The sequence below is a fragment of the Streptococcus milleri genome, from assembly GCF_900636525.1.
GTDB lineage: Bacteria > Bacillota > Bacilli > Lactobacillales > Streptococcaceae > Streptococcus > Streptococcus hominis.
Genome location: NZ_LR134288.1, coordinates 1124434 through 1150218, shown reverse-complemented (window position 1 = coordinate 1150218; position 25785 = coordinate 1124434). Strand labels below are relative to the sequence as shown.

15 protein-coding genes and 1 pseudogene are annotated in these 25785 nt (G+C 33.1%); 14 read left to right on the top strand and 2 right to left on the bottom strand.

The features are described from left to right. The first annotated feature begins 51 nt into the window (after positions 1-51). The 11 genes and pseudogenes from EL087_RS05595 to EL087_RS05545 all read left to right on the top strand — a co-directional run bounded on the left by EL087_RS05595 (position 52) and on the right by EL087_RS05545 (position 20804). On the top strand, positions 52-1758 hold the full coding sequence (locus EL087_RS05595; protein ID WP_126407349.1) for a DNA topoisomerase 3: 1707 nt from the start codon (positions 52-54) through the stop codon (positions 1756-1758). A gap of 83 nt (positions 1759-1841) precedes the next feature. Next, positions 1842-2021, top strand: a complete 180-nt coding sequence (locus tag EL087_RS05590) for an AbrB/MazE/SpoVT family DNA-binding domain-containing protein (protein WP_126407347.1) — start codon at positions 1842-1844, stop codon at positions 2019-2021. 24 nt (positions 2022-2045) lie between these two features. Continuing rightward, on the top strand, positions 2046-3077 hold the full coding sequence (locus EL087_RS05585) for a PDDEXK nuclease domain-containing protein (protein WP_126407345.1): 1032 nt from the start codon (positions 2046-2048) through the stop codon (positions 3075-3077). A 52-nt stretch (positions 3078-3129) separates the two neighbouring features. Beyond that, positions 3130-4728, top strand: a complete 1599-nt coding sequence (locus EL087_RS05580) for a hypothetical protein (RefSeq protein ID WP_126407343.1) — start codon at positions 3130-3132, stop codon at positions 4726-4728. Positions 4729-4828: 100 nt separating this feature from the next. After that, positions 4829-13585, top strand: a pseudogene (locus EL087_RS05575) (helicase-related protein). A 42-nt stretch (positions 13586-13627) separates the two neighbouring features. After that, a complete protein-coding gene (locus EL087_RS05570) occupies positions 13628-14287 on the top strand; it encodes a DNA-binding protein (protein ID WP_126407341.1) in 660 nt (219 codons plus the stop codon). 168 nt (positions 14288-14455) lie between these two features. Further along, a complete protein-coding gene (locus EL087_RS05565; protein ID WP_126407339.1) occupies positions 14456-15523 on the top strand; it encodes an ATP-binding protein in 1068 nt (355 codons plus the stop codon). Then, a complete protein-coding gene (locus tag EL087_RS05560) occupies positions 15516-17750 on the top strand; it encodes a S8 family peptidase (RefSeq protein WP_126407337.1) in 2235 nt (744 codons plus the stop codon). Before EL087_RS05565 ends, EL087_RS05560 begins: the two co-directional genes overlap by 8 nt. Positions 17751-17772: 22 nt before the next feature. Further along, positions 17773-18480 (top strand): HU-CCDC81 and SPOR domain-containing protein, encoded by a 708-nt coding sequence (locus EL087_RS05555; protein ID WP_126407335.1) that lies wholly within the window; start codon positions 17773-17775, stop codon positions 18478-18480. 17 nt (positions 18481-18497) lie between these two features. Beyond that, on the top strand, positions 18498-19979 hold the full coding sequence (locus EL087_RS05550) for a nucleotidyltransferase (RefSeq protein WP_126407333.1): 1482 nt from the start codon (positions 18498-18500) through the stop codon (positions 19977-19979). 3 nt (positions 19980-19982) lie between these two features. Next, positions 19983-20804 carry a hypothetical protein gene (locus EL087_RS05545; protein ID WP_126407331.1) on the top strand — a complete coding sequence of 274 codons (822 nt, stop codon included), beginning with the start codon at positions 19983-19985 and terminating at the stop codon, positions 20802-20804. A 17-nt stretch (positions 20805-20821) separates the two neighbouring features. Here EL087_RS05545 and EL087_RS05540 read toward each other — a convergent pair whose 3' ends face one another. After that, positions 20822-22153, bottom strand: coding sequence for a relaxase/mobilization nuclease domain-containing protein (locus tag EL087_RS05540; protein WP_126407329.1), 1332 nt, complete (start codon positions 22151-22153; stop codon positions 20822-20824). A 2-nt stretch (positions 22154-22155) separates the two neighbouring features. Further along, complete coding sequence (locus tag EL087_RS05535; protein ID WP_126407327.1) at positions 22156-22512, bottom strand: plasmid mobilization protein; 357 nt, start codon at positions 22510-22512, stop codon at positions 22156-22158. Between the two features lie 270 nt (positions 22513-22782). Between EL087_RS05535 and EL087_RS05530 the strand changes: the two genes are divergently transcribed. The 3 genes from EL087_RS05530 to EL087_RS05520 all read left to right on the top strand — a co-directional run bounded on the left by EL087_RS05530 (position 22783) and on the right by EL087_RS05520 (position 25774). Next, positions 22783-23400, top strand: coding sequence for a TetR/AcrR family transcriptional regulator (locus EL087_RS05530; protein ID WP_126407325.1), 618 nt, complete (start codon positions 22783-22785; stop codon positions 23398-23400). Positions 23401-23511: 111 nt separating this feature from the next. Further along, positions 23512-24240 carry an ABC transporter ATP-binding protein gene (locus tag EL087_RS05525; RefSeq protein ID WP_126407323.1) on the top strand — a complete coding sequence of 243 codons (729 nt, stop codon included), beginning with the start codon at positions 23512-23514 and terminating at the stop codon, positions 24238-24240. Continuing rightward, positions 24215-25774 carry a hypothetical protein gene (locus tag EL087_RS05520; RefSeq protein WP_126407321.1) on the top strand — a complete coding sequence of 520 codons (1560 nt, stop codon included), beginning with the start codon at positions 24215-24217 and terminating at the stop codon, positions 25772-25774. Before EL087_RS05525 ends, EL087_RS05520 begins: the two co-directional genes overlap by 26 nt. Positions 25775-25785 lie beyond the last annotated feature (11 nt).

Here is a 25785-nt window from a genome sequence, read left to right as displayed (position 1 = left end):
GGGAGAGTAAAATCTTTCGCCCTTTTATTGAAAACAGGAGGAAAAATATAGATGAAACTTGTAATTGCTGAAAAGCCAAGTGTTGCAATTTCTATTGCAAAAGTGATAGGAGCAACAAAAAAGAAAGATGGATATTATGAGGGAAACGGATACAAGGTAAGCTGGTGTGTTGGGCACTTAATTCAAATGGCAAATCCGGAAAGCTATGATGAAAAGTACGCAAAGTGGAATATGGCGGATTTACCGATTATTCCAAGAGAGTATAAGTATGAAATTGCAAAGTCCACAAAGAAACAATTTACGATTCTTAAAAAGCTGATGAACGATAAGGACATAGACATTGTAATAAATGCCTGCGATGCAGGGCGTGAAGGAGAAGCAATCTTTAGGCTTGTATTTAATCAGGCAAATTATAAAAAGAAGATGAACCGCCTTTGGATTTCATCAATGGAAGATAGTGCAATTAAAGAGGGCTTTGATAATCTAAAAGATGGAAGTTCTTACGATAATCTCTTTGAGTCTGCACAAGCAAGAGCGATTGCGGATTGGCTTGTTGGAATGAATTTAAGTAGGCTGTATTCGTGCCTATATAAGCAAAATTACAGTGTAGGCAGAGTTCAGACACCTACTCTTGCAATGATAGTAAAAAGAGATGATGAGATAGCAAATTTCAAGAAAGAAAAATATTTTACAGTAGAGCTTCATTTAGACGGCTTTTCTCTTTCTACCGATAGAATTGACGATAAGACAGTTGCGGAGCAATTACTTCATTTAGTAGGAAACAACATTGAAATTACTAATGTCATTCAAAAGGAAAAGATAACAAAGCCTGAGCTGCCATTTGACCATACCACGCTTCAAAGAGAGTGCAATAAGTATTTTGGATATAGTGCAAAGCAGACCTTAGATTATGTACAAAGTTTATACGAGAAAAAACTAATTACCTATCCCAGAACAGACAGCAGATGCTTAACGGAAGATATGATTACAGGTACAATCAACAACATTATTGGAAAGTATGATTTTGATACAGGTCGTATTAAGACGGTATTTAATTCTAAAAAGGTTACAAATCATCATGCGATTATACCGACAGAAAGCAGTATGAATGAGGACTTAGCTTCTCTTCCGGAAAGTGAATTGAAGGTATATGAACTTGTCTTAAATAAGCTACATGCAAGTGTAGGCTATCCTTTAATTGAGAATACAACAAAGATTGTAGCTGAATTTGACGGATTTGAATTTACAAGCAGTGGAAAGGCGATTGTAGATGAGGGCTTTACCAAATACCTAAACAAATATGCAAAAAAGAAAAATGAAGATACAGTGCTTCCGGATGTAAAGATTGGTGATAGTCTTGATATTAAAGATAAAGAGATAAAAGAAAAATACACATCACCGGCTAAACATTTTACGGAAGATCTTCTCCTAAAGGCTATGGAGCTTGCAGGAAATGACGCATTGGAAAAAGGTGTAGAAGTTGAGAGAAAAGGACTTGGAACACCTGCAACAAGAGCAGGGATTATTGAAAATTTAATTTTTAAAGGTTTTATTGAAAGAGATAAAAAGAATCTTATTGCCACACATAAAGGAATAAGCCTTGTAACGATTGTAGCAGATACTTTTAAATCAGCAAAAACAACCGCAAAGTGGGAAATGGAGTTATCGGATATTGCACAGGGAAAATCCTCAAAGGAAAAATTTTTAGAAGCGATTGAAAATGAGATAAAAGAAGTGGTTTTAACTTATAACAAGTAAGATGACACTAATTTCAAGCTGGAAAAAATGCCCTAAAAATGCTATAATCTTTTGTAGGAAAAGTAGGGAGAAAGGAAACGAGTATGAAAGATACATTTATGGATACTGCAAAAGTTATGTCAAAGGGGCAAGTTACCATTCCAAAAAGGATAAGAGAACTTTTGGACTTACAAAATGGAGATTATGTTACTTTTGTAGTCAATGAAGATAAAGTGCAAATTCAAAACTCCAAGACTTTTATTGAAGAAAATATTGATAAATAACATATTTATAGAGGTAAATAAATAATGAATAAAGATAAGATGGTATTGCAGAATACAGATGTGGTAAAAGATAATCATCAGTTTGATGATATTGTTAAGATTATCGAAGGTGCAAAGGATCGTGCTTATAGAAGAGTCAATGAAGAACTGATTTTGATGTATCAGGAAGTGGGAAAGTATATAAGCGAGAAAAGTAAAGAAGCAAGCTATGGATCAAATTTTGTGGAAAATGTTGCTGACTTTTTCTCTGAAAATTATCCTGACTTAAAAGGGTTTACTCGCAGAGGACTTTATAGAATGAAGCAATTCTACGAGTTATATAAGGATGATGAAAAAGTGTCAACGCTGTTGACACAATTGAACTGGTCTAATCACTTAAAAATAATGTCTGGTTCAAAAAGCAAAGAAGAAAGAGAATTTTATCTCAACTTAGTGGTAAAAGAAAATTTAACACATCGTGAGTTAGTAAGACAGATGGATAGTGGCTACTATGAGAGATATATGCTTTCTAATGGTGAGAGGCTGCCTGCTATACAAAAAGCAAAGCAAGAAACACATAATTTGTTTATGGATAGCTATGTGTTGGAATTTCTTGATGTACCAAAGATTGGAGGTGAAAGAGATTTTCAAAAATCAATTCTTGAAAATCTAAAAAATTTCATATTGGAAATTGGTAAAGATTTCTCATTCATAGGAAATGAATACAGGGTACAGGTTGGCAATCATGATTACTATATAGATTTATTATTCTATCATAGAGGGTTATCTTGCTTAGTTGCATTTGAACTAAAGATTGGGGAGTTTAAACCGGAATATATAGGTAAAATGAACTTGTATTTAGAAGCATTAGATAGAGAAGTAAAAAAGAAAACTGAAAATCCAAGTGTCGGTGTTATTCTTTGTGCTTCAAAAGATGATGAGGTTGTAGAATTTGCACTTAGTAGAAGCCTTTCGCCTACAATGGTATCGGAGTACACATTAAAGCTTATTGATAAGGATCTACTACAAAGAAAATTAAAAGAATATACAGAGATTGCTGAAGAAGATATTGAGTAGTCAATTTGACGATTGTGTGATAGAAAATAATAATTTTTAATGAGGTGATTTTATGGATAATCCAATTTATCAAAGAGAAATGATGGACTTTATAAAAAAATTTCCCAACAATGGTAATGTAATGATTCCAATTCATGGTAGAACAAAAAAATATGGTACTGATGCATATTTTCAATGCAGATTGTTTCCGTTAGAGTCTGCTAAAAAGGAATTAGAGAAAGATGATACAAATGATTGGGGAGGAACCACTCCGGGTTTTACTCAATTTGGATTTGGAGATGATGAGGAAGCCATTTATTCACGATTCAATAATCAAGTTAATATGGAACCTTTTGTTATAGAAAGGGATTATTATGGTCTTGGTAAACAAGATGAACTCGAAATTGTTGAAGAGTTTAGATTGCTTAATAACTTGTTTTTTGATAGGGCGAAAAATGAATATGTCGATTTGAAAAATGAAAAAACGGTAATAAGAATAGAAGATGGTTTTGTAACTGTAGACAGAAAATATTTAAAGAGATATCTTTCTGTGAAAGATATGGTTATGCTTGTTCATTGTGATAGCAGATATTCTACAACTAACTTGGATCAAAGTTTGCCTGAATCTTTTAATACTGAAGTGATGGACAATAAAATATACACACTATCATTTGGTGAGATATGCAGAAAACCGTTCTCGCTGCTTTATGCGAAAACAGCAATTTATGGTTGTTCTATTCAGGAATGTGAATATTGGCCGTATAGTGAAAGTAAGGAATATGAAGACTACGCTATTGGTGTTGACGAAGATGGAAACGATGTATTTTTTACATCTGATCCATCAATGTTGTCAAACTATTTTGAAGACAATAATGGAGTACCGCATTATATTACTCCAGTATATTTTAAACGTGAGGTATTGGGAAAATATTATGATAATCCTGATAGGTATTCCATTGAATCAGGGTTATTAAGATGTGGAACATTATGGTCATTATATATTGACAATGAAAGCAGTGAATACGTTTCAGCTTACCTTGGCGATTTAGGAAGAAACCTTTCAAAAAAGGAGCAGACGCACTGGAAAAATTATAATGTTACAATTGATGGAAAACTTAGTCATTCAAAGTTCATGAGGGATTTTTTAAATACGTTTAGTTCATCGGAATCTCCTGTATTTATTTTTCAAAATAAATATAATAAGTTAAATGATGAATTTAAAGAAAAATTTGGTTATCCATTATTTCTACCACTGCATAATGATGATGAATATATACTTAAGAGCCTTAGAATTCCACTATTGGAGTCGCAAGCAGAATTTGATCAACAAATATTAGCTCTCGTAAAATTGATTATAGACTCGTTGAATGAAAAAGGCATTGAAATGTTGTTATCTTCAGAAACCGAAAAATTATCTGGTAGTATTTCAAAATTGAAAGAGTTATTTAGTCAGTACGGATTGACAGATTATGAAGATGTAATAAATTTCTTGAAGAACCTACAAGGATTAAGATCTTCAAGCGTTGCTCATAAGAAAGGTAAAAATTATGATAAATTTGTTAAAACTTTTCAGATTGGAGAATTATCAAATGTAGAGATATTTGAAAAAATTATAAATAATGCAAATGATTTGTTAAATTATATTGAGAATAATTTGAATAAAATAAATTAAAAAGCATTATTTATTCAATATTAAACAAAAATAAATTATTTTTAGGCGATTAGAGTAAAATCTAACCGCCTTTCTGTTTGTAAAAAAGAAGGAGGTAAACATGCGAATAAATGATTTTCATAACATTTTAGAGCTTGTAAAACAAGATATTCTGCATAGTGAAACAGAGTATCTGAAGCTCTTAAAAGTTGTCGGAAACAATCAGAAATATGATTTTAGAAGTCAGTTAAGTATTTATGATAAAAATTCTGAAGCGACAGCTTGTGCCAAGTTTGACTACTGGAGAGAACGCTTCGGAAGAACTGTCATGCGAGGTCAAAAGGGTATCCCTATTTTAGAGGACTACAGCACATACAAAAAGGTGGACTATATCTTTGATATTAGTCAGACTGTTTCAAAAAATAGAGATGTCAATGAGGTGAATCTTTGGAAATTTCATAAAGAAGCTCATAGAGATGTATTAAAAAAAATGATAAAAATGGAGGGCTATGAAGAAAGCGAAAGCACCTTAGAAAATATCTTTTATTTAAGCAGGCTTTACGGGGATGAAAAAATAGATAGCCTGATGAATGAGCTTAGAATAGCCGATGAAGATAGGATTTCCTTTACAAAATTTGTGAGGGATTCGACAAGCTATGCAGTAGCTTCAAGATTTAAGTTAGACTATCCGATGGATAAGAGGCTGTTGAAGGAAAACTTTGCAATGCTTGACAGCATTTCTCTAATTAGCCTTGGAGAAACTGTATCGGATATTAGTGGAACAGTCATTGATGCAACCATTCAAAAAAGCAAAGAGTTAGAGCTTCAAAAAGAAGTTTTAAGAGGTAAAGAAGCAGGATATAATAAAATAAAAGAAGAATTAGAGGAGGTAGAAGAAAATGTACTTCGACGAGATGATCAGGAAAGAATTAGTGAAAACGAGCGAATTTTCCGAAATGGAGAGTACGGACGAGATAGTAGAGAAAATCAAAGAGAATACACTGAATCAGTTGGAGGAAGAGACAGACTTTATGAGGGAATATCCGAATCCGACATACGCAGTGATGAGGCTGGATTATCTTTCAAGCAGCGAGGAGCAGAGCCACTTCGAGATGTTAGTGGATCTATACAAGGAGAAGATGCTAACCAAGCACTTGATGGATACTCAGAAACAGGCGATAGAGTTTATGAGAGCAGAGAAGCCGAAACTGATGATGGCTTGGAAGATAGAGGACGAGAGCCATCCGCAGTACAAAGCGATGGTTTCAGCCCTCAAAGAAATGACCATCAAGGAAGTAGTGGAAATCTAAAAGAAAATACAGATAAAGAGATAAGAGAAGCTGACAAGGCTTCTTTTTCTTTGCCTGAAAACAGCTTAGGACAGATTAAACTTACAATACCTCTTACCCAAAATGATATTGACAGTATTCTTGTAAACGGTGGAAACCATGATGGTGGAAGACTTCCTATCGTTGCTGAATTTTCCAAAGGAAAAACAGTAGAAGAATTAGGAGAATACCTTAAAGATACATTCAAAGGTGGAAATAGGTTACTCCTTAATGGAATAGAAGTATCTTCCTGGTATTCGGATAAAGGCATTCATTTAGCATATGGAACTTCTGCAAGAGAAGATATGACGCAAATTTTAAGCTGGATTGATGCTGCAAGAAGAATTAATGAGCTTTTGGAAAATGGAGAGTTTGCTACAAATGTAGAGCTTTTAGAAGCACAGGACTATGAAAGAGCTAGAGTTTCAGAATCCTTATGGTATCTATATCACGATTTAAGCGAAGAAGGGAAAGCACAGGGCTATTTTGACTTTATAGAAAGAGGTGGTGGCTTTCCGAAAGAAACAAGACAGTTATCGGAAGCTCTTAAAAATCCTGACTATCTAAAAGATGTTACTTCCGAGTACAGTCGCTTTTTGAAAGGATATAAAGAAAACAAAGATGTACTAAGATTTCACTATCACAAAGTAGATAGCCTTTACCAGAGATTACAGGAGCTTGCACTTCCAAGAAAGGAATATACATCTAACCTTACTGAACTTCCAAAGATACAAGGCTTTATTACAGAAGATGAAGTCCTTGCTACGATTTCAAGAGGAAGTGGACTCGATAAAGGAAAAGAGCGAATTATTAAGTTTTTTAAAGAAAATCATATGCTTCAGGAAAAAGCGAATTTCTTAAAAGATGAATATGGGATCGGCGGAGGATCTCATGCTGTATCAGGCGAAAGAGGAAGCGGAGAATGGCATGATGCAAAGGGGCTTAAATTACAGAAGAATCATTGTAACGATGTTTTTCTTACATGGTCAAATATAGCAAAGCATATAGATGAGCTGCTTTCAAAAAATCTTTATCTTGAAGAAAAGGACATTGAAAGTAAGGCAGAGATAGAAGAACAAAAAGAACTAAGCTATTACTCTAAAGACAATCCATATAATCTAATGACTGATGAAATGCTTGAGCGAGTTCCTGAACTTTATGCACAAGAGGATGTAGCTTTAGCGGATAAACAGGTTCATGCAGCATACATTATTCCATTTAGAAGTAACTGGACTTGGTATATGACAGAATATGACAGGGAAAGTAAAGATGCTTTTGGACTTGTGCTTGGAATAGAGCCTGAATGGGGATATTTTAACCTTGATGAGCTAAAGGAACTAAATGCTCAGAGGCTTGTTTTAGAAGATTTCCCAAAGACTTTTAGAGAACTTAAAGACAGTGAACTTAAAAAGCAGATGGATGAACAGGAGCTTCATCATGTCTTTAATGGAGAGCTAAGTTTTGAGGAGAATAATACAGAGCTTGAAGCACCTGAAGAAGCAGAAGAAAGCATACAAGCAGAACCTTTTCAGACTACCTTATTTGACTATCTAAAGGAAAAAGAAGAAGTAGAGCTTAACGAAAAAGAGGACAGCACTTCAGATGAGTTTGCAGTTAAAGAAGGTGATACCGTCTATTTTAATCATGAGGAGTACAAAGTAAGAGATCTTTCTAAAAATCAAATCACAGGAAGAAATGATTTGTGGCTTGATCCTGTAAGGAAAGGTAATCATCAAATCCCTATTGTAGCATTTACAGATAATGAGGATTTATTAAGACAAATAAGTTTTGAAAGACCTGAATTTATCATCGGTGATGAAGTGAGATATAAGGAAAAAGACTATACCATCACAAGATTTGATGATATGGGAAACAACCTAAAGACAGTAACGGTTAAGGATAATATCGAATATCTTGGAGGTATGATTACAGGCTCCGATGTAATTCCTTATCGTAAGGAAAGTGAGCTTGATAAAATCTTTGAAAATCTGATCAATGAGAAGCCCGAAAAGACTTTTGAGGAAGTAGAAATAAAGAAAAATGAGGCTCACAATTTCAAGATTACAGAAGAAACGCTCCCTGCAAAGTTATCTCCAAGTGAGAGGTTAAACAATAACCTTGAAGCAATCTCTATGCTTAACAGGGTGGAAAGAGGAGAGCGAGAGCTTGATATTACAGTTCAGGAAGTTTTAGCAAAATATGTCGGCTGGGGAGGACTTTCCGATGTCTTTGATGAAAGTAAGGATGGACAGTGGAAAGAGGCAAGAGCCTTCTTAAAGGAAAATCTATCGTCATCAGAATATGAAGCAGCAAGAGAATCAACCCTAACGAGTTTTTACACACCAAAAACTGTCATTGACGGGATATATAAGACGCTTTCCGGCATGGGATTTAAACAGGGAAATATCCTTGAACCTTCAATGGGTATCGGGAACTTTATAGGGAATGTACCCGATGAAATGAGTAAGTCAAAATTTTATGGCGTAGAGCTTGATTCGGTAAGCGGTCGCATTGGAAAACTGCTATATCCGGAAAGTGAAGTGCAGGTAAAGGGGTTTGAAGAAACGGGCTTTTCCAATAACTTCTTTGATGTAGCAATCGGAAATGTTCCCTTTGGTGAGTACAAGGTAAATGACAGAGAATATAATCGCAATAACTTTCTTATTCACGATTACTTCTTTGCCAAGTCCATTGATAAAGTAAGAAATGGTGGTGTTATTGCCTTTATTACATCTTCAGGAACAATGGATAAAAAAGACGAAAGTGTAAGAAGGTATCTTGCAGCAAGAGCCGAATTTTTAGGGGCAATCAGACTTCCAAACGATACCTTTAAGGGTGTTGCCGGCACAGAAGTAACTTCGGATATTATCCTCCTCAAGAAAAGAGATAGCGTATTGGAGTGAGATGAAGATTGGATACACCTTGCAGAAGATGAAAACGGGCTTGTATATAACAAATACTTTGTCAATCATCCTGAGCAGGTGCTTGGTTCTATGCGTGAAGTAAGTGGAAGATTTGGGAAAACTCTAACTTGCGAACCGATAGCTTTTTTAGGGCAAGAAAACAACATGGCTTCATTAAAGGATCGTATCGAGATTGCAGGAGAAAGAATTTCAAAAGATGCCAAGTATGAAGAAATAGAGCTCTTAGATGATGAAATAACCTCTATCCCTGCAACAGATGATGTAAAAAACTTCTCTTATACCTTAATTGATGATGAAGTTTTTTACAGAGAAAACTCCCTGTTTATTAAAAAGGAAGTATCAGACAAGAATAAAGAAAAAATCAAGGATTATCTTGAGCTGAATGCTGCCTTAAAAGATGTGATTTACAAGCAGAAGGAAGATTTTAGCGAAGAAGAAATCAAGACTTCACAGGAAAAACTAAATGAAGTATATGACAACTTTTCAAAGAAACATGGATTTGTTAATAATTTAAGCAATACAAGAGCCTTGAAAGAGGATAGCAACTTCCCGCTTGTTTCCTCCATAGAAATCCTTGATGAAGAAGAAAATTTCAAGGCAAAGGGAGATATTTTCTCCAAAAGAACTATTACAAAAGCTAAAGTCATAGACCATGTGGATACTTCTTTAGAAGCCCTTGTTTTATCGGTATCGGAAAAAGGTTATGTTGACTTTGAATACATGAAAAACCTGACAGGAAAAGACAGACCGACTTTGATAGAAGAACTTAGAGGAGAAATTTATCTAAATATTAGAGAAGAGCAAAACTTTTATAGACCATTATCCTTTAACCCCGAAGATGGAGATTTGCCTTTTACCTGTGCTAACGGCAGCAATTCATACAAATACGGCTATGTAACAAAGGATGAATATCTTTCAGGAAATATCAGGGATAAGATTGCCATAGTTGACAGTTACCTTGCAAAGTTAAGGCAGACAGAAAGAGAACTCCCTCATCTTGGCTATGCGGAAGATGGCAAAGAAAAAGATCTGATAAGCTATGAGATGAGTCGATTAGAATACCAAAAGGCAGAGCTTACCAAAGTATTACCAAAGGAGCTTGAAGCAAGTGAGATAAGTGTTCGACTTGGTGCTACTTGGATACCCATTAAAGACATTGAAAAATTTATCTTTGAAACGCTGAAAACTCCGGGTTATGCCAAATGGGATATAAAAGTTAAATTTTCAAATCTGACAAGCGAATGGAATGTTGAAGGTAAAAGCAGGGATAGAGGAAATGACCTTGCAGAGATGACCTACGGTACAAGTAGAGTAAATGCCTATAAGCTGATTGAAGATGCCCTAAACCTTAAAGAAACAAAGGTATTTGATCAGATTGTAAATCCTGACGGAACGAAAGCTTCTGTGCTGAATAAAAAAGAAACCTTACTTGCAGGGCAGAAGCAGGAGCTTCTAAAAGAAGAATTTAAGAACTGGATATTTAGTGATCAGGAAAGAAGAAGCCGTCTTGTAAAACTGTATAATGAGCGTTTTAACTCTATCCGTAACAGAGAATATGACGGCAGCAAGCTCTCCTTTGAGGGAATGAATACGGAAATAGAGTTAAGACCTCATCAGCGAAATGCTATTGCAAGATGTTTATACGGAGGAAATACCTTGCTTGCTCATGTGGTGGGAAGCGGTAAGACCTTTGAGATGGTGGCAAGCTCGATGGAATCAAAAAGACTTGGAATGTGCAGTAAGTCTTTATTTGTAGTACCGAACCATCTGACAGGACAAATCGGAAGAGAGTTTATGCAGCTTTATCCGTCAGCCAATATTATGGTGGCGGATAAGAAAGACTTTGAGCCGAAAAACAGAAAAAGATTTATCGGAAGAATTGCCACAGGAGAATATGATGCGGTAGTAATCGGTCATACGCAGTTTGAAAAAATCCCGATGAGTAAGGAATATCAGGAGAAGCATATTCAGGATCAGATTGATGAAATCATAAACTATGTGGAGGAATATAAGCATGACAGAAATCAGAACTTTACGGTAAAGCAGCTTGAAAGGACGAAAAAGAAACTGGAAACAAGGCTTGAAAAGTTAAACGATGATTTTAAGAAAGATGATGTCATAACCTTTGAGGAATTAGGTGTAGATAAGCTCTTTATCGACGAAGCACACAACTACAAAAATCTCTACCTTTACACAAAAATGAGAAATATAGCAGGTATCGGGCAGTCTGAAGCTTTTAAGTCATCCGATATGTTTATGAAATGCAGATACATGGATGAAATGACGGGTGGAAAAGGCGTTGTCTTTGCCACAGGAACACCTGTATCAAATTCTATGACTGAGCTTTACACCATGCAGCGTTATCTTCAGTATGAGAGCTTAAAGAAAAATAATCTGGAACATTTTGATAGCTGGGCTTCTACTTTTGGCGAAACACAATCAGCTTTTGAATTATCTCCGGAGGGAACAGGGTACAGAGTAAAAACAAGATTTTCTAAATTCTATAACCTTCCTGAACTAATGAGTATGTTTAAGGAAGTAGCCGATATTCAGACAGCAGATATGCTAAATCTTCCTACACCTGAAGCACACTATGAGGTTATTAAGACCTTGCCAAGTGAAGAACAAAAGGAAATCTTAAAGAGCTTATCTGAAAGAGCTGATGATGTAAGAAATAGAGTAGTAGAGCCTGATGAAGATAATATGCTGAAGATTACCAATGACGGTAAGAAACTTGCCTTAGACCAGCGTTTAATCAACCCTTTGCTTCCTGATAATCCTGATAGTAAGGTCAATGTTTGCGTGAAAAATGTCTTTAGTATTTGGGATAAGACAAAAGAGAATAAGTCAACACAGCTACTTTTCTCCGATATGTCAACTCCAAAAGGCGATGGAGAGTTTAATATCTACGATAATATTAGAGATAAACTTGTGTCAATGGGAATACCGAAAGAAGAAATTGCCTTTATCCATGAAGCAAATTCAGATAAGCAAAAGGATGAACTCTTTGCAAAGGTAAGAAAGGGAGATGTGAGGATATTACTCGGTTCAACACAAAAAATGGGAGCTGGCACGAATGTTCAAAACAAACTGATTGCACTTCATGATTTAGATGTCCCATGGCGTCCTGCGGATTTAGAGCAACGTGCGGGCAGAATTGTAAGACAGGGCAATGAAAACAAAGAAGTGAATATCTATCGTTATGTTACAGAGAACACCTTTGATGCGTATTTGTGGCAAACGATAGAAAATAAGCAGAAGTTCATTTCTCAGATTATGACAAGTAAAACACCTGTCAGAGTGGCGGAAGATGTGGACGAAAGCTCCCTTAACTATGCAGAGATTAAAGCTCTTGCCACAGGTGATCCGAAGATTAAAGAAAAGATGGATTTGGAAACGCAAGTTACAAAACTTAAAATGCTTGAAGCAAACTATAAGTCTAACCGTTACAGATTAGAGGATAAGGTGGCGAAAAACTATCCTGAAGAAATCGCAAGAACTGAAAAGTTAATTGAAGCTGTCAAGAAAGATATATCAAGTGTAGAGCCTAAAGCGGAAGGCGAGGAAAAGTTTACTTCCATTACAATTGCAGGAGAAAAGATTATCGATAAGAAATTAGCCGGAGAAAGATTGCTTGAAGCTATTTCTAAAGTGAAAATCAATGAAAGCAAAGTCATTGGCAAGTATAGAAATATGGATTTAGAGGTAAGTTATAACTTCTTTACCAATGAGCACAACTTTACTTTAAAGGGTGCTGCAAAGCATTCAGGAGAGCTTGGAACAAGTGCTGATGGTAACATTACAAGATTGGATAACGCTCTTGAGAAAATGCCTGAGAAATTAAACAGGTTTGAAGAAAAACTTATCAGCACAAAGGAACAACTTCAAAATGCCAAAGAAGAATTAAAAAAGCCTTTTGAAAAAGCTGATGAGTTAAAGATGAAAGTACTTCGCTTGGCAGAACTGAATAAGCTCCTTGATATGGGAGAAGTGGAAGAAAAGAGAAATGATAATCCACTTGTAGAAGATGTAAAAAGAGCAATCATTGATTTCTGTAACAGGGAGTATGAAGAAAATCATAGCTATGATGAATTTAATATCTTGTATCCTGATTTAAAGCATATAGGAATCGCCTATACCAATACACCGGATGAAAGGCATGGTATTCAGTATGAACTTGATTTAGAGGATAAAACTTGGACACAGTACATTGATGATACGCCTATCAAAACAGAGAGCTTTGATTATGAGAATAAAGGAGAGAATGAAGCTCTAAGGAATATGAAAAATGAAATAGAAATGTCCTCTTTTAGCGATTTAGTTTATGTTGATTCCGAAGATTTAAGAGCAGTGACAGAACTTGATATTGATGATGAAGGAAACTTCTATGATCCGCTTGCAAAAGACCTCGATAATGATGGTATTCCGGATAGATATGACAATGACTTTAAGGACAGCGATTACTTTGAGTCCACTTATGATGTGGAGGACAATCTTCATAGCAAAGAAGAAACCGCACAAAAATCAGATGATAAACCATCTATTTTAGGACAGATAAGAGCTTATCAAAATGAAAGCAAAACAGAAGAAAAGCAAAAAACAAAAGAACAGGAAATTTTAAGATAAGGGGAGGGCAACCTCCCTTTTTCCATGAAAGGAGATAAAAACATGGATTATAAAACAATGCGAGATAAGATTGAAAATATGGTAAATGATAACCATAAAAACTTCGTAAAAGCGGTTATCAGCATGGAAAAAGGAATTAATGATGAAAGTGCCTTGGATAAGCTCTATGATGCTTATATGGACAATGACACCGTTAATTTGCTGCATGAAGAATTTGATTATATGATTGAGGATTTAAGAGAACAGGGACAGATAAAAGATCTGCTTTATGTTCAGGAAGAGAAAGATAACCTTGTCAATATCGTTGGAAATATTGTAGGAAAGGTAGATGTAATTGAAAGGGAGAATAAGAACAGAGAATCCTTTAAGGTGGCAAATTTCTCTGTTGTGTCCAAAGATGATGAAGGAAATAAGGTATATCATAATTGTTCTGCTTATGGAGAAAAAAGTGATATTCCAAAGGAATTTAAGCAGGGAGATTTTGTTAAGCTCTTTGGACAAGTCAGAGCTTCTATTGATAATAATGGCAAGGAGCATAGTAATATTAGGATACTTTCTACAAAACTGCTAAAGGCAAAGGAACAAATAAAAGGACAAGAAGAAAAGAAAGAATCTGTACTTGGAGCTATCAAAAAATATCAGGCTGAAGATAAGGAAAAGCCGAAAGAAAAGAAAGAAGCAAACAAAGAAGCTGAGAGATAAATATATGGTCGGTGTGGTCTTAGGACTGCACCGGCTCTTTTTTAATTCATGAAGGATCGCTAATATAACCTTTGATGCAGAAACTAAAAATTAAATATTTGTCCCATAAATGTAGAAATTTGTCCCGATTTGTGATATAATAATAAAGAAAATAGGAGGTATGGCAATATGAAAAAACAAAATGTTTTGAATTTAATAAAATACCATGTGGAAAGGAATGAAAATTCCTTTAGAAATGAGGCAATAGCAATAGCAAGATATTTTGATAGCATAGGAGATTATCAGTTATCCGAATATATTATGGGGTTAATATCTGAATCAAATTTATATTCACCGCAAAGTAGTGATTTTGAAAGTGAGTTTTTAAAACAAGTAGAAATAAGAAATTTAGAGGCTTTAAATTTACCACTTGAAATAACAGAAGATATAAAAGGTATTATTAATGCTGTAAACCATAATCTTGGTATTAATAAATTTTTATTTGAAGGATTGCCGGGAAGTGGAAAAACAGAAGCAGCCAAAAATGTTGCAAGATTATTGGATAGATCTCTTTTTAGGGTGGATTTTGAAAACTTGATAGATAGCAAGTTGGGGCAGACTAATAAAAACATAATAAAAGTATTTAAAGAAATAAATATGCTTCCAAATGCAAATAAGGTTGTTGTTTTATTTGATGAAATTGATGTTATTGCATTGGATAGAATTAATTCTAATGATATTAGAGAGATGGGAAGAGTAACATCTACAATTTTAAGAGAATTAGATAGGTTGACAGACCTTAATAAAGAGATTGTACTTATTGCAACAACTAATCTATATTCAAATTTTGATAAAGCATTAATTAGGAGATTTGATGCTGTTATTAATTTCAATAGGTATAGTGATGAGGATTTAATAGAAGTTGCTGAATATTATTTTTCTTCATTTATCAAGAATTTTAAAGGAATATCCAAGGATACAAGATTATTTAAAAAAATATTGAAGACAGCGAGGAAAATACCTTATCCCGGAGAATTAAAAAACGTTATAAAAACATCACTTGCATTTAGTGATGTTGGTTCTGAGTATGATTATTTGAAAAGATTGTACAATAGTTTGATAGGAAACTTGGATCAAAAGGACGTAAGCCAACTTCATGAAGAAGGTTTTACTGTAAGAGAAATAGAAAAATTAAAAGGGGAGTCTAAAAGTGCTGTATCAAGAAAGCTGAAAAAGGAGGAAGTAGATAGTGAATAATGTTTTGGAATTAAAAGGGAAACGCTTTGTACAAGCACGTAGAAATGGTAATGGCGGTGGTATAGCCATGAATGGAAAAGTGGAAGTCAGTACAGAACATTTATTAAGATTAAAATCTCAGCTAATCCAGATTAAAGAATTCTGGGATAAAGAAACAAAGCCGTTTGAAGGTATTTTGGTTAGTGTTTATTACAATAAGATTGTTGCGAAAAGTAATAGAATTGCTGGACTTTTTAAAGGGACGGATTCTAATGAAGCAATTGTTGGAGCAAAATTTAATTTAGACAAGAGTAAACATATAATAACATATTTTATTAATGAAGATGATTTAACTAAAAGCATAGAGTTAATTGTAAATACTTCAAATATATTATCTCAAAAATTTAAAGGAAATATCAACAAGAGCAAATTTGAAGACAAAAGTATTGTTAATTCAGAGGTTTTTAAAAACCTTTCTGTAAGTATGTCTACATTTAAACAGGTGATTGCAGATGTATCGTATATCGATTCTTTTGAAGTAGAGTTACCTACGATAGATGTAAAACAGAGTATTATAACTTTGTATGATGTAAGAAAAGATACAAAAGTATTATTTGAAAGATTAGGGATAGATATTTTAAGTAGCAGAATTTTAGATAATCAAACTGTTTACTTAGACGAAAAGCAAGTAGCACTACTTTTTGCAAAAGCACCTTATCTTGTTTCAATGGCAACCGTTGATTTGTCAAGTTTATCACCTGATGATTTCATCAATGAGTATCAAACAAAAATGGTAACTATACCATCCCCAACTATTGAACCAACAATTGGGGTGATAGATACCTTATTTGATGAAAGTGTTTATTTTAGTGATTGGGTCGAATATCATGATATGGTCTCAGAAGATATACCAAAAAATCCAAAAGATTATAATCATGGGACAGCAGTATCTTCCATTATTGTTGATGGAGCAAGATTAAATCCTTGGCTGAATGATGGCTGTGGAAGGTTTAAGGTTAGGCATTTTGGAGTAGCGGTAGGTGCTGAATTTTCTTCATTTTCAATAATAAAGAAAATAAAGAGTATTGTAGTAAATAATTCAGATATAAAAGTCTGGAATATTTCACTTGGTAGTAATCAGGAAATTAATGACAACTTTATTTCTGCTGAAGCTGCAACATTAGATAAAATTCAGTTTGAAAACAATGTAATATTTGTTGTGGCAGGGACAAATAAACCGAGTGAAGATATAGTAAAAATAGGATCTCCGGCGGATTCTGTTAATAGTATAGTTGTAAATTCAGTTAGTAAGAATGGTCTGTCTACTAAATATGCTCGTAAAGGATTAGTATTATCTTTCTTTGCAAAGCCTGATGTGAGCTATTATGGTGGCAGTGAAGAAGAGTACATTAGGGTTTGTGAACCTTTAGGGGCTGCGAGTGTTGCCGGAACTTCTTATGCTGCACCTTGGATTGCGAGAAAATTATCTTATTTAATTGATGTGTTAGGACTTAATAGAGAAGTTGCAAAAGCCATGATTATTGATGCTGCAAGAGGTTGGGATGAAAAACCGACTCCTGAGGAAGTTGCTTTATATGGGCATGGAGTTGTACCAATTCATATAAACGATATTATTCAAACAAAAGATGATGAAATAAAATTTGTGGTATCAGATATTAGTGAAAAATGGAATACTTATAACTACGATTTTCCAGTTCCTCTAAAGGATAATAAGTATCCATATATTGCGAAGGCTACGATGTGTTATTTTCCATTGTGTGATAGATTGCAAGGTGTTGACTATACAAATACAGAATTGAATTTGCATTTTGGTCGAATAGGAGATGATAAAAAAATTAAGGATATTAAGGGTGATAAACAGAATACAGAAGACACATTAGATGGAGAAAAAAATTATCTTTTGGAAGGTGAAGCCAGAAAGCAGTTTAGAAAATGGGATAATGTAAAGTATATCGCAGAGAGTGCTACAAAAAGAATGATACCAAAAGACTCTTATAAAAATAAAAACTGGGGTATGGAAGTAAAGACAAATAACCGATTAGCTCCCCAAGATGGCGTAGGAGTTAGGTTTGGTGTTGTTGTAACACTCAAAGAAATGAATGGAGTTAATAGAATTGATGAATTTATCAGAAGTTGTACATTAAATGGTTGGCTAGTAAATGTAATTGATGTTGTTAATAGAGTGGATATTCACCAAAAAGTGAATGAAGAAATTAAGTGGGAGTAATAATGAAAGTGTAGGGATATAAGTGTTAGAAAATATAGGAATTAATTTGATTAGCAGTGGAATTTGTTTTTTGATTGGTATATTTGCAGCTAATTATAGAAGAATAGGGTTGTTTGTAAAATCATTGATACATTGGAGCAAAGATATTAGGTTTAGTATTGCGTATTTATATAAAATAAAAATAGATGATAAATATCTTTTAATTAAGGGAAGTAAAATAGAACAACTGCAACCTGTTGGTGGAGTATATAAGGTTTGTAGTTCGTTTAGTACTATTGAAAGGAAATTGAATATTATTTTTGAAAATAAACGAGGTTTTTATGAAAAAGAAGATTTAAGATTTTGTACCAAAGGAAAAAATATTAGCAAAGTTCTAAATTGGTTTGATAGTAGAGAAAATAGAGAAGTAGCGGTATATAGAGAGTTTTATGAAGAAATTATAAAAAATAACATATTGCCTATAGAAGTTTTAAGTAGCATGAGAATAGAATTTTTAAAGCAAATAAAACCTAAAATGGCTTATTCTAAGCATTTTAAAAAGAATGAAATATTATTGTTTGATATTTATGAGATTCATTTAACAAATGAATATATTGATATGATGTATAAATATGTAAAAGAAGAGAATGATTTAATTAAGCTTGTAGATAGAGAAGACATTGAAAAGGAATGTGTTGATATAAGAGGAAAATCATTTAAAATAGGAGCCCATTCGCAATATATTATTTAAGAAGAGAGGGGAATAAAATGAAAAAATTTGAAATGTCGAAGGAGATAAAAGAGCTTATTAATGAAATTGATGTTTCTGAATCAAATTACGAAAAAGCATCAAACAGGTATAAGGCAATTGCAAGCTATATAAAAGAATCTGACCTAGCAGAATATAGTCCGGATATTTACCTACAAGGTTCTATTAAATTAGGAACAGCAATTAAACCTCTTACTGAAGAAGGGGCGTATGATATAGATATTGTTTGCAATCTGACTAAAAAAAGAAGACATCACCAGACCCAAAGAGAATTAAAAGACGAACTTGGAAAAATAGTTAAAAATTACTCGTTAAAGCATAGTATGGAAAATTTTCCAAAAGAAAGCAATAGGTGTTGGACATTAAATTATGTAGATGAATCAAATTTTCATATAGATATTTTACCTGCTGTTCCTTGGAATGATACGGATGATGGGAATATTGCAATTTCAGATAAAAGAAGTGATAACTATGATAATATAACATTTGACTGGGAAGTTAGTAATCCTAAAGGATATTTCGATTGGTTCAAAAAACAAAGCGATTTTCAACTGATAAAAGAATCATATGCTAAACGATTTTATGCAAAGATAGAAGAAATTCCAGATTATAAAATAAAAACTCCATTACAAAGAATTGTGCAACTATTAAAAAGACATGCAGAGGTTATGTTTGAAGATAATATGGAACAAAAACCATCTTCTGTTATAATTACTACCTTGGTTGCAAAAGTTTATCCTAAATGTACGATTATTAGTGATGATTTCAAAATATTATTATTGAATGTAGTTAAAAATCTTTTGAGCGAAATTGAATATGATAATGAAAATCCTTGTATTTATAATCCGGTTAATGGAAAAGAAAAATTATCTTTGAAATGGGATAAGGATAGAAAATATTTTGAAAGTTTTTTGAAGTGGTATGATCAACTTAAAGTTGACTTTAGCGTAGATAATAAAGTATTGTCTTTAAATGAGAGTTTGTTTTATATACAGAGAAGTTTGCGCAAAAATACTAATGAAATTGGAATTTCGTTAAATACTTTAAGTCATCATCAAAAACCTAAATGGAAAATATCAAGTATTGCTAAGACTGACGTAGAGATAAAAGCATATTATAGTTGGCATAGTTTCAGATTTAAGCGAATAAAAAGTGGTGAAGCTTTGAATAAAAAAGGAAAACTTAGATTTGAAGTTAATGTACTTACACTTAATATAAAAGACTATGATATATACTGGCAAATAACTAATACTGGTTACGAAGCGATCAATGCAAATTGCTTAAGAGGTGACTTTTATAATTCTAAGCTTGAACAAGGAAAAAGAATAAGAACAGAAGAAACTTGCTATGCAGACAGACATTATGTTGAGGCATATTTAGTAAAAAATGGTATTTGTTATGGGAAAAGTAAACCTTTTGAAGTTAATATAATTGATGGTCTTACTTTTGAGTGGTTTAATACCAAAAAACTAGGAGGGTAGTGTATGCCTGATACAATTATAAATTGGTTATTTGGATTAGTAAAAACAATACCTGAAGATATTATTAAAACTCTGATATTAGGTTTTTTAATTTTAGTTCTAAGGATACTTGTTGACAAAGTTAAATTTTTAAATTCCAAATTTAAAAATTTCATGGTAATGATATTTAGTACAAATATAGAAATATCTACAAATACTTCTTTTATCGATTCGCCAGAATATAATTATGTTTCAAAAAGAAAAAAGAAATATGTATACAACCAAAATTCGAGTGATAATGATGTATGGGGAATTATTTTTGTAGTAGCATTGATTGCTTCTATAATTGTTAAATTTTTTAAAGAATATGTAGAGTATATATCTTTGTTCTTAAAGTGGTTTGGGCTTATACCTTTAATTTTTTCTATTATATTTTTATTTATTATATCGTTAAGCAAGGAAGTTCAAAAAGTTACCGTTAAATTCATTATTATTTCAATAGTTGTTTCCACATTAACATTGTATTATGGATTTAACATTAAGGAAATGGTGGCAACAATGAGTCCGTCAATAGTTGATACAAGAAAATTTTTTATATCAGTATATAAAATTTTAGGTGTATTTATAGGAGTAACTCAACAAATGATATCTTATACCTTATTGTTGCGTGTATTCAGTGTCTATATTGATAGAAAAAAGAAAAATCCGATACAAGTAATTCGCAAATTTATATCTAAAACAAAAAGATTTGAATCGGTTTCTTTTCTCAGTTTTTTGGTAATATTGTTTTCAGTTTTATCATATTTACTGACGTTAAACGCTGTTCATAATTTTTTATTGAAATAATATAAAAACTCAAGAGCTTATCTCTCCATCTCCTTACCCATATAAATATCATAGTTTCTGCGTATCTTGTAAAGCTCGTCCATAGTAGATTTTGAGGAAGAATACTCTTGCATTAGGGTATTCTTTTTTTCTTGTAATTTATCAAGTCTGTCTAAAATATCCTTTGAATTTGGGAGCTTGGAATAGTTTTTTTTGAGTTCTGAAAGGGCGTTTTCATAGAGGGTAATCTGAGCTTTGTACTCTTCAAAAAATGCTTTATCAGACGGATTAGCCTTATATTCCTTGTAGCACGACTTGTATTTTTTTACAGTATAAACTTGCTCCATAGTAGCAGAAAGTTTCTGCATTTCCTTATCGATGATCTTGATTTTGTCCTGTAAAATTTGTCTTTCATCAGTCGATTTTTGTATGTATTCATCAAGCTGCTTGACAGAGTTAATGCCATGTTCTCTGATGAAAACAACCGACTCAGCCATTGTATTTAAGTTATGTTTTGTTGCCCAGTATTCATAGCCTTTGCTCTCTTTAACTTTTGCATTGGTATTCATATCAATAACATTTCCGATGCGTTTTTTGACAGCAGGAGCCTTAATTGTTTCCCTTTCCGCTATGCGTTCTTTTAATCGTTCTTCCGTATAATCTCCGCCAATTGCCTTCGCTCTTGTAAATCTCGGTTTATCTTTTGGCTTAAAGGCTATATGTTTTCCACGCTTTATTTCATAACCAAGTTCCGCCATTTTCTTTAGAAATTCGTCCCAATCCTGTGATTGCTTTATTATGCGGTCAATGTCAAATTGAAGCCTGCTTTTCCAAGAAGTACCTTTCTTAGATTGCTCATTTTCATACCATGACTTACCATTTGTTTTGTACTTTCTCTTATATCTCTCGTAGAATTCATCAATAACAGAAAGGTTATTTTCTTTGCATAGCTTATCGCTTTGATACCTGATTTGGTGGTAGCTTTTCTTGTTGGATTGATAGCACTTGCCTGTTACCATATTTACATTATTGAAGATGATATGGTTGTGGATATGCCCTTTATCTATGTGAGTAGATAAGACATATTCGTACTCGTCCTTTAATATCTTTTTACACAGTTCAAGACCAATTTGATGTGCCATTTCAGGACTTGCTTCTCCGGGTAAAAAAGATTGAATAAGGTGTCTTGCAAGAACAGTTCCTTTTGTTCCTGCGTTTTCCCTTGTCCTTAAAAACTGAGTGTGAGCAGTTGATTCGTGGCATTTATGAGTACTTACTAATAGCTGCTCGTTTGTTTTATCTCCATTTACAATGTAGTCGATAGCAAGATTAAGAGTCGATTTTATTGGGTGTATTTTTGTAATAGCCATTATTATTCACCTCCCGCTTCAGATGTTCTTTTCAGAAGTAGTGAATGAATTTGCCACAGCTCTTTTGAGAAATGTTCAATCTCTTTTTTTATATCACTGATGTCCTCTTTGTAGATTACACCTGTCGAATTTACACGCTTTGCAATCTGATTGATGTTGCTTGTAGCATTGGAAAGTAAGCCTTGTAAATCCCGAAAAGGCTCTAAATCTACCTGATAAATCTCCTTTTCTAAAACGCATTTGCGGATAAAGTGGCTCATATTTCTGCACTTTGCAAGTTTCCTTTTCTCCTCAAAAAGAGTTTTTTCTTGTTTAGTTAATTTAATTTCAAGTCGTTCATTTCGTATTCTGTTTGCCATAGGTATTTCCTCCTTTGTATGATTTTCGGGGTCTTGGGGTCTCCCTAACAAGCTAAAAATTGATAAAAAAAGAAGCAGATCCCGAGGGGCTGCTTCATCAATTTTTCCGTAAGTGTCCGTACACTTACTGTGCTTGCTACAAAAGTTAAGCAAGCATTAAGCATTTTTCTAAAGTTGTAAATATATTATACCATAAAATTCAAAAGAAATGAAAAAACGCAATTGACAAATTGTCAGTTGTGTGATATCCTTTAAATTAGGAGGGATAAAATGCGAGATGTGAAAGAACCGGAAATACGACGTGCTGAAATTATGGATGCTGCAATGCTACTCTTTATAGAACAAGGATATACTAATACAACAACTCAGGATATTGTTGACAAAGTAAATATATCAAGAGGCTTGCTGTACTATCACTTTAAAAATAAAGAAGATATCTTATATTGTCTTGTGGAACAATATTCAGATAAATTATTGAAAGATATTCATGTTATTGCCTATGATGAAGATAAAACCGCCATTGAAAAAATTAGAGCATTTATAGATGCCACAATTATATCTTCGGAAAATATTTCAGCAGAGGGAACAGAGTTACAAAAAACAGTTGATCTTGAAGAAAATCGATATATGATAGATAAGTTATCTCATAAGATTATTGAAAAACTGACAATATATTTTGAAAGGATAATAAACCAAGGAATATCAGAAAAAACACTTTTTGTAAAATATCCGTCTGAAACAGCGGAATTTCTTATGACAGCTTATGTTTTTGTTTCAAATAACATAAGTATAAGATATTCAAAAAAAGAGTCTGCCAATGAGTATTTAAACGCATTTAAGATAATGCTTGAACAAAGCTTAAATGCAAAAAAACTCTTTAGCAATTGAAAAAGAATAGAATGTTTGTAAAAATAATAATGTTCCGATAGCTAATACTAAACAAGCTATCGGCATTATTTCAAAGAATAACTGACAAATTGTCAATAGGGGGGTAAAAGCATGTTAGAGATAAATAATTTTAGTAAATTTTACGGAGACAAAAAAGTTGTTGATAACCTATCCATTTCAGTACAGTCTGGAGATATTTATGGATTCATTGGTGCAAATGGAGCTGGGAAAACTACAACAATAAAAGCAGTAGTTGGGATTCATGATTTTGAGAATGGAAGTATAACGATTGATAGGCATTCCATTAAAGAGGAGCCTGTTATTTGTAAAAAAATGATGGCATACATTCCGGATAATCCGGACTTATATGAACATATGACGGGATTTCAGTACATCAATTTTATTGCAGATTTATTTGAAATTTCTACTGAAATACGCAGAGAAAGAATTCTAAAATATAGTGATTTATTTGAGATGACTAAGCATCTTTCGGGGATGATATCTTCGTATTCACATGGTATGAAGCAACGAACAGCGATTATTTCTGTACTGGTGCATTCTCCAAAGTTACTAATTTTAGATGAACCTTTTGTAGGACTTGATCCCAAAGCAGCTTTTCTACTAAAGAAAGTAATGTACGAATGCGTGTCAGATGGAGTAGCTATTTTCTTTTCAACACATGTTTTGGATGTTGCAGAAAAATTATGTAATAAAATTGCAATTATAAAAAATGGAAAGTTAATCGCAAGCGGAAACACAGAAGAAGTCAAAGGTGATAAAACTTTGGAAACTTTTTTCATGGAGGTACAAGATAATGAGCAAAATTTGGATACTAATTAAAGCCCAATTGATAAATTTTTTTCCAATCAACGAAATTAGAGAGCCGAGAAATAAAAAGCAAAACTCTGTTGTTATTGCAAGTTTTGGAATAATAACTCTTGCTGTATTTTTCTGTGTCTATAATATTATGACAGCCAAAACACTGGTACAAGTTGGACAGCAAGAATTGATACCGGCTTATATGGTTGCGGTATCAAGTTTTTCAATATTATTTTTGACAATATTTTATTCTAATGGAATTTTATTTGGTAGTCGTGATATGGAAACGCTTTTATCGCTACCTTTAAAAAGCTCAGACATTATAAGTAGCAAGTTTATGTTTATGTATTTATTGAACTTTTTAATAGGATTTATATTTATGCTTCCGGGAGGCATTGTTTGGGTGTTAAACGGAAGCTTAAATGTATTACAGATTATATTGTATTTTACCTCCATGATTTTTGTTCCATTGATACCTATGTGCATAGCAGCGTGTATGGGAATCATTGTTGTGGCTGTTTCATCTTATTTTAAGAGGAAAAATGTTATTGCTCTAATCTTTTCATTTGCAATGATAGGTGTAATTGGATATATTGCAGTGTCAGCTATGAAATCAGGTAATGAAGACAGCATTGAGATCATGCTTTCTAAGCAAATTACCGAACTGTACCCAATATCCTGGTTATTCATGCAACACACAAATTTTCCAATGTATATTGGAGTTGGATTATTTATTGTTTTTTCAACAGTAGTTTTTTATATATTTGTAAAAATTGTTTCGATGAAGTATGGATTGCTTAATACTCTTGCTAAAACAACATCAAGATATTGTGATAACAAAAAATATTATAATAGAAAATCAATATTTTTTTCCTTGTATAAAAAAGAAATGGGACGCTTTTTAAGCTCGTATATGGCGGTCTTGAATGCAGGCCTTGGTGTAATACTTTTATGTGTTTTTAGTATATTTTTGCTTTTTAATTCTGTAGAACAAATAGGAGAGTCTTCAGGAATAGAAAATATAAATGAATATCTCTCAAATTTTGCTCCATTATTTATTGCATCTATGCTCTCGCTCAGTTGCCCGGCAGCTTCAGCGATATCTTTAGAAGGAAAAAACATTTGGATTTTGCAAAGCTCTCCTGTTAAGGTAAAAATGATCTTAAATTCCAAGATAGCTGTAAACCTTACACTTCATTTGATTGGGTATATGATTTCCATATTTGCATTTACGCTAAAACTTGATATGAACTTTATTCAAGTTATTAACCTAATAATTGTTCCTATATGCTATTCGATCTTTATAACAGTGATAGGAATTTCCCTAAATAAAAAGTATCCAAATTATGAATGGGAAAGCGAGATGATGGTTGTAAAGCAAAGCATACCTGTTATTGTATCTGGGCTTGTCGCGATAATTGCACTCATTACACCAATTCTTCTTAATTGGTTTTTAAATCTTCCAATAACACCGGTTTTGCAGATAATATCAGTTACTTTACTTGTTATTTCAAGCGAAGTTTATATAAAAGTTAGCAAGTTAAATTTTATTTAGTTTAAGGAGGG

Excerpts from the sequence above, each read along its gene's own strand:
- EL087_RS05595 (WP_126407349.1), top strand. The coding sequence starts at position 52 with ATGAAACTTGTAATTGCTGAAAAGCCAAGTGTTGCAATTTCTATTGCA.
- EL087_RS05590 (WP_126407347.1), top strand. The coding sequence starts at position 1,842 with ATGAAAGATACATTTATGGATACTGCAAAAGTTATGTCAAAGGGGCAA.
- EL087_RS05585 (WP_126407345.1), top strand. The coding sequence starts at position 2,046 with ATGAATAAAGATAAGATGGTATTGCAGAATACAGATGTGGTAAAAGAT.
- EL087_RS05580 (WP_126407343.1), top strand. The coding sequence starts at position 3,130 with ATGGATAATCCAATTTATCAAAGAGAAATGATGGACTTTATAAAAAAA.
- EL087_RS05570 (WP_126407341.1), top strand. The coding sequence starts at position 13,628 with ATGGATTATAAAACAATGCGAGATAAGATTGAAAATATGGTAAATGAT.
- EL087_RS05565 (WP_126407339.1), top strand. The coding sequence starts at position 14,456 with ATGAAAAAACAAAATGTTTTGAATTTAATAAAATACCATGTGGAAAGG.
- EL087_RS05550 (WP_126407333.1), top strand. The coding sequence starts at position 18,498 with ATGAAAAAATTTGAAATGTCGAAGGAGATAAAAGAGCTTATTAATGAA.
- EL087_RS05545 (WP_126407331.1), top strand. The coding sequence starts at position 19,983 with ATGCCTGATACAATTATAAATTGGTTATTTGGATTAGTAAAAACAATA.
- EL087_RS05540 (WP_126407329.1), bottom strand. The coding sequence starts at position 22,153 with ATGGCTATTACAAAAATACACCCAATAAAATCGACTCTTAATCTTGCT.
- EL087_RS05535 (WP_126407327.1), bottom strand. The coding sequence starts at position 22,512 with ATGGCAAACAGAATACGAAATGAACGACTTGAAATTAAATTAACTAAA.
- EL087_RS05530 (WP_126407325.1), top strand. The coding sequence starts at position 22,783 with ATGCGAGATGTGAAAGAACCGGAAATACGACGTGCTGAAATTATGGAT.
- EL087_RS05525 (WP_126407323.1), top strand. The coding sequence starts at position 23,512 with ATGTTAGAGATAAATAATTTTAGTAAATTTTACGGAGACAAAAAAGTT.
- EL087_RS05520 (WP_126407321.1), top strand. The coding sequence starts at position 24,215 with ATGAGCAAAATTTGGATACTAATTAAAGCCCAATTGATAAATTTTTTT.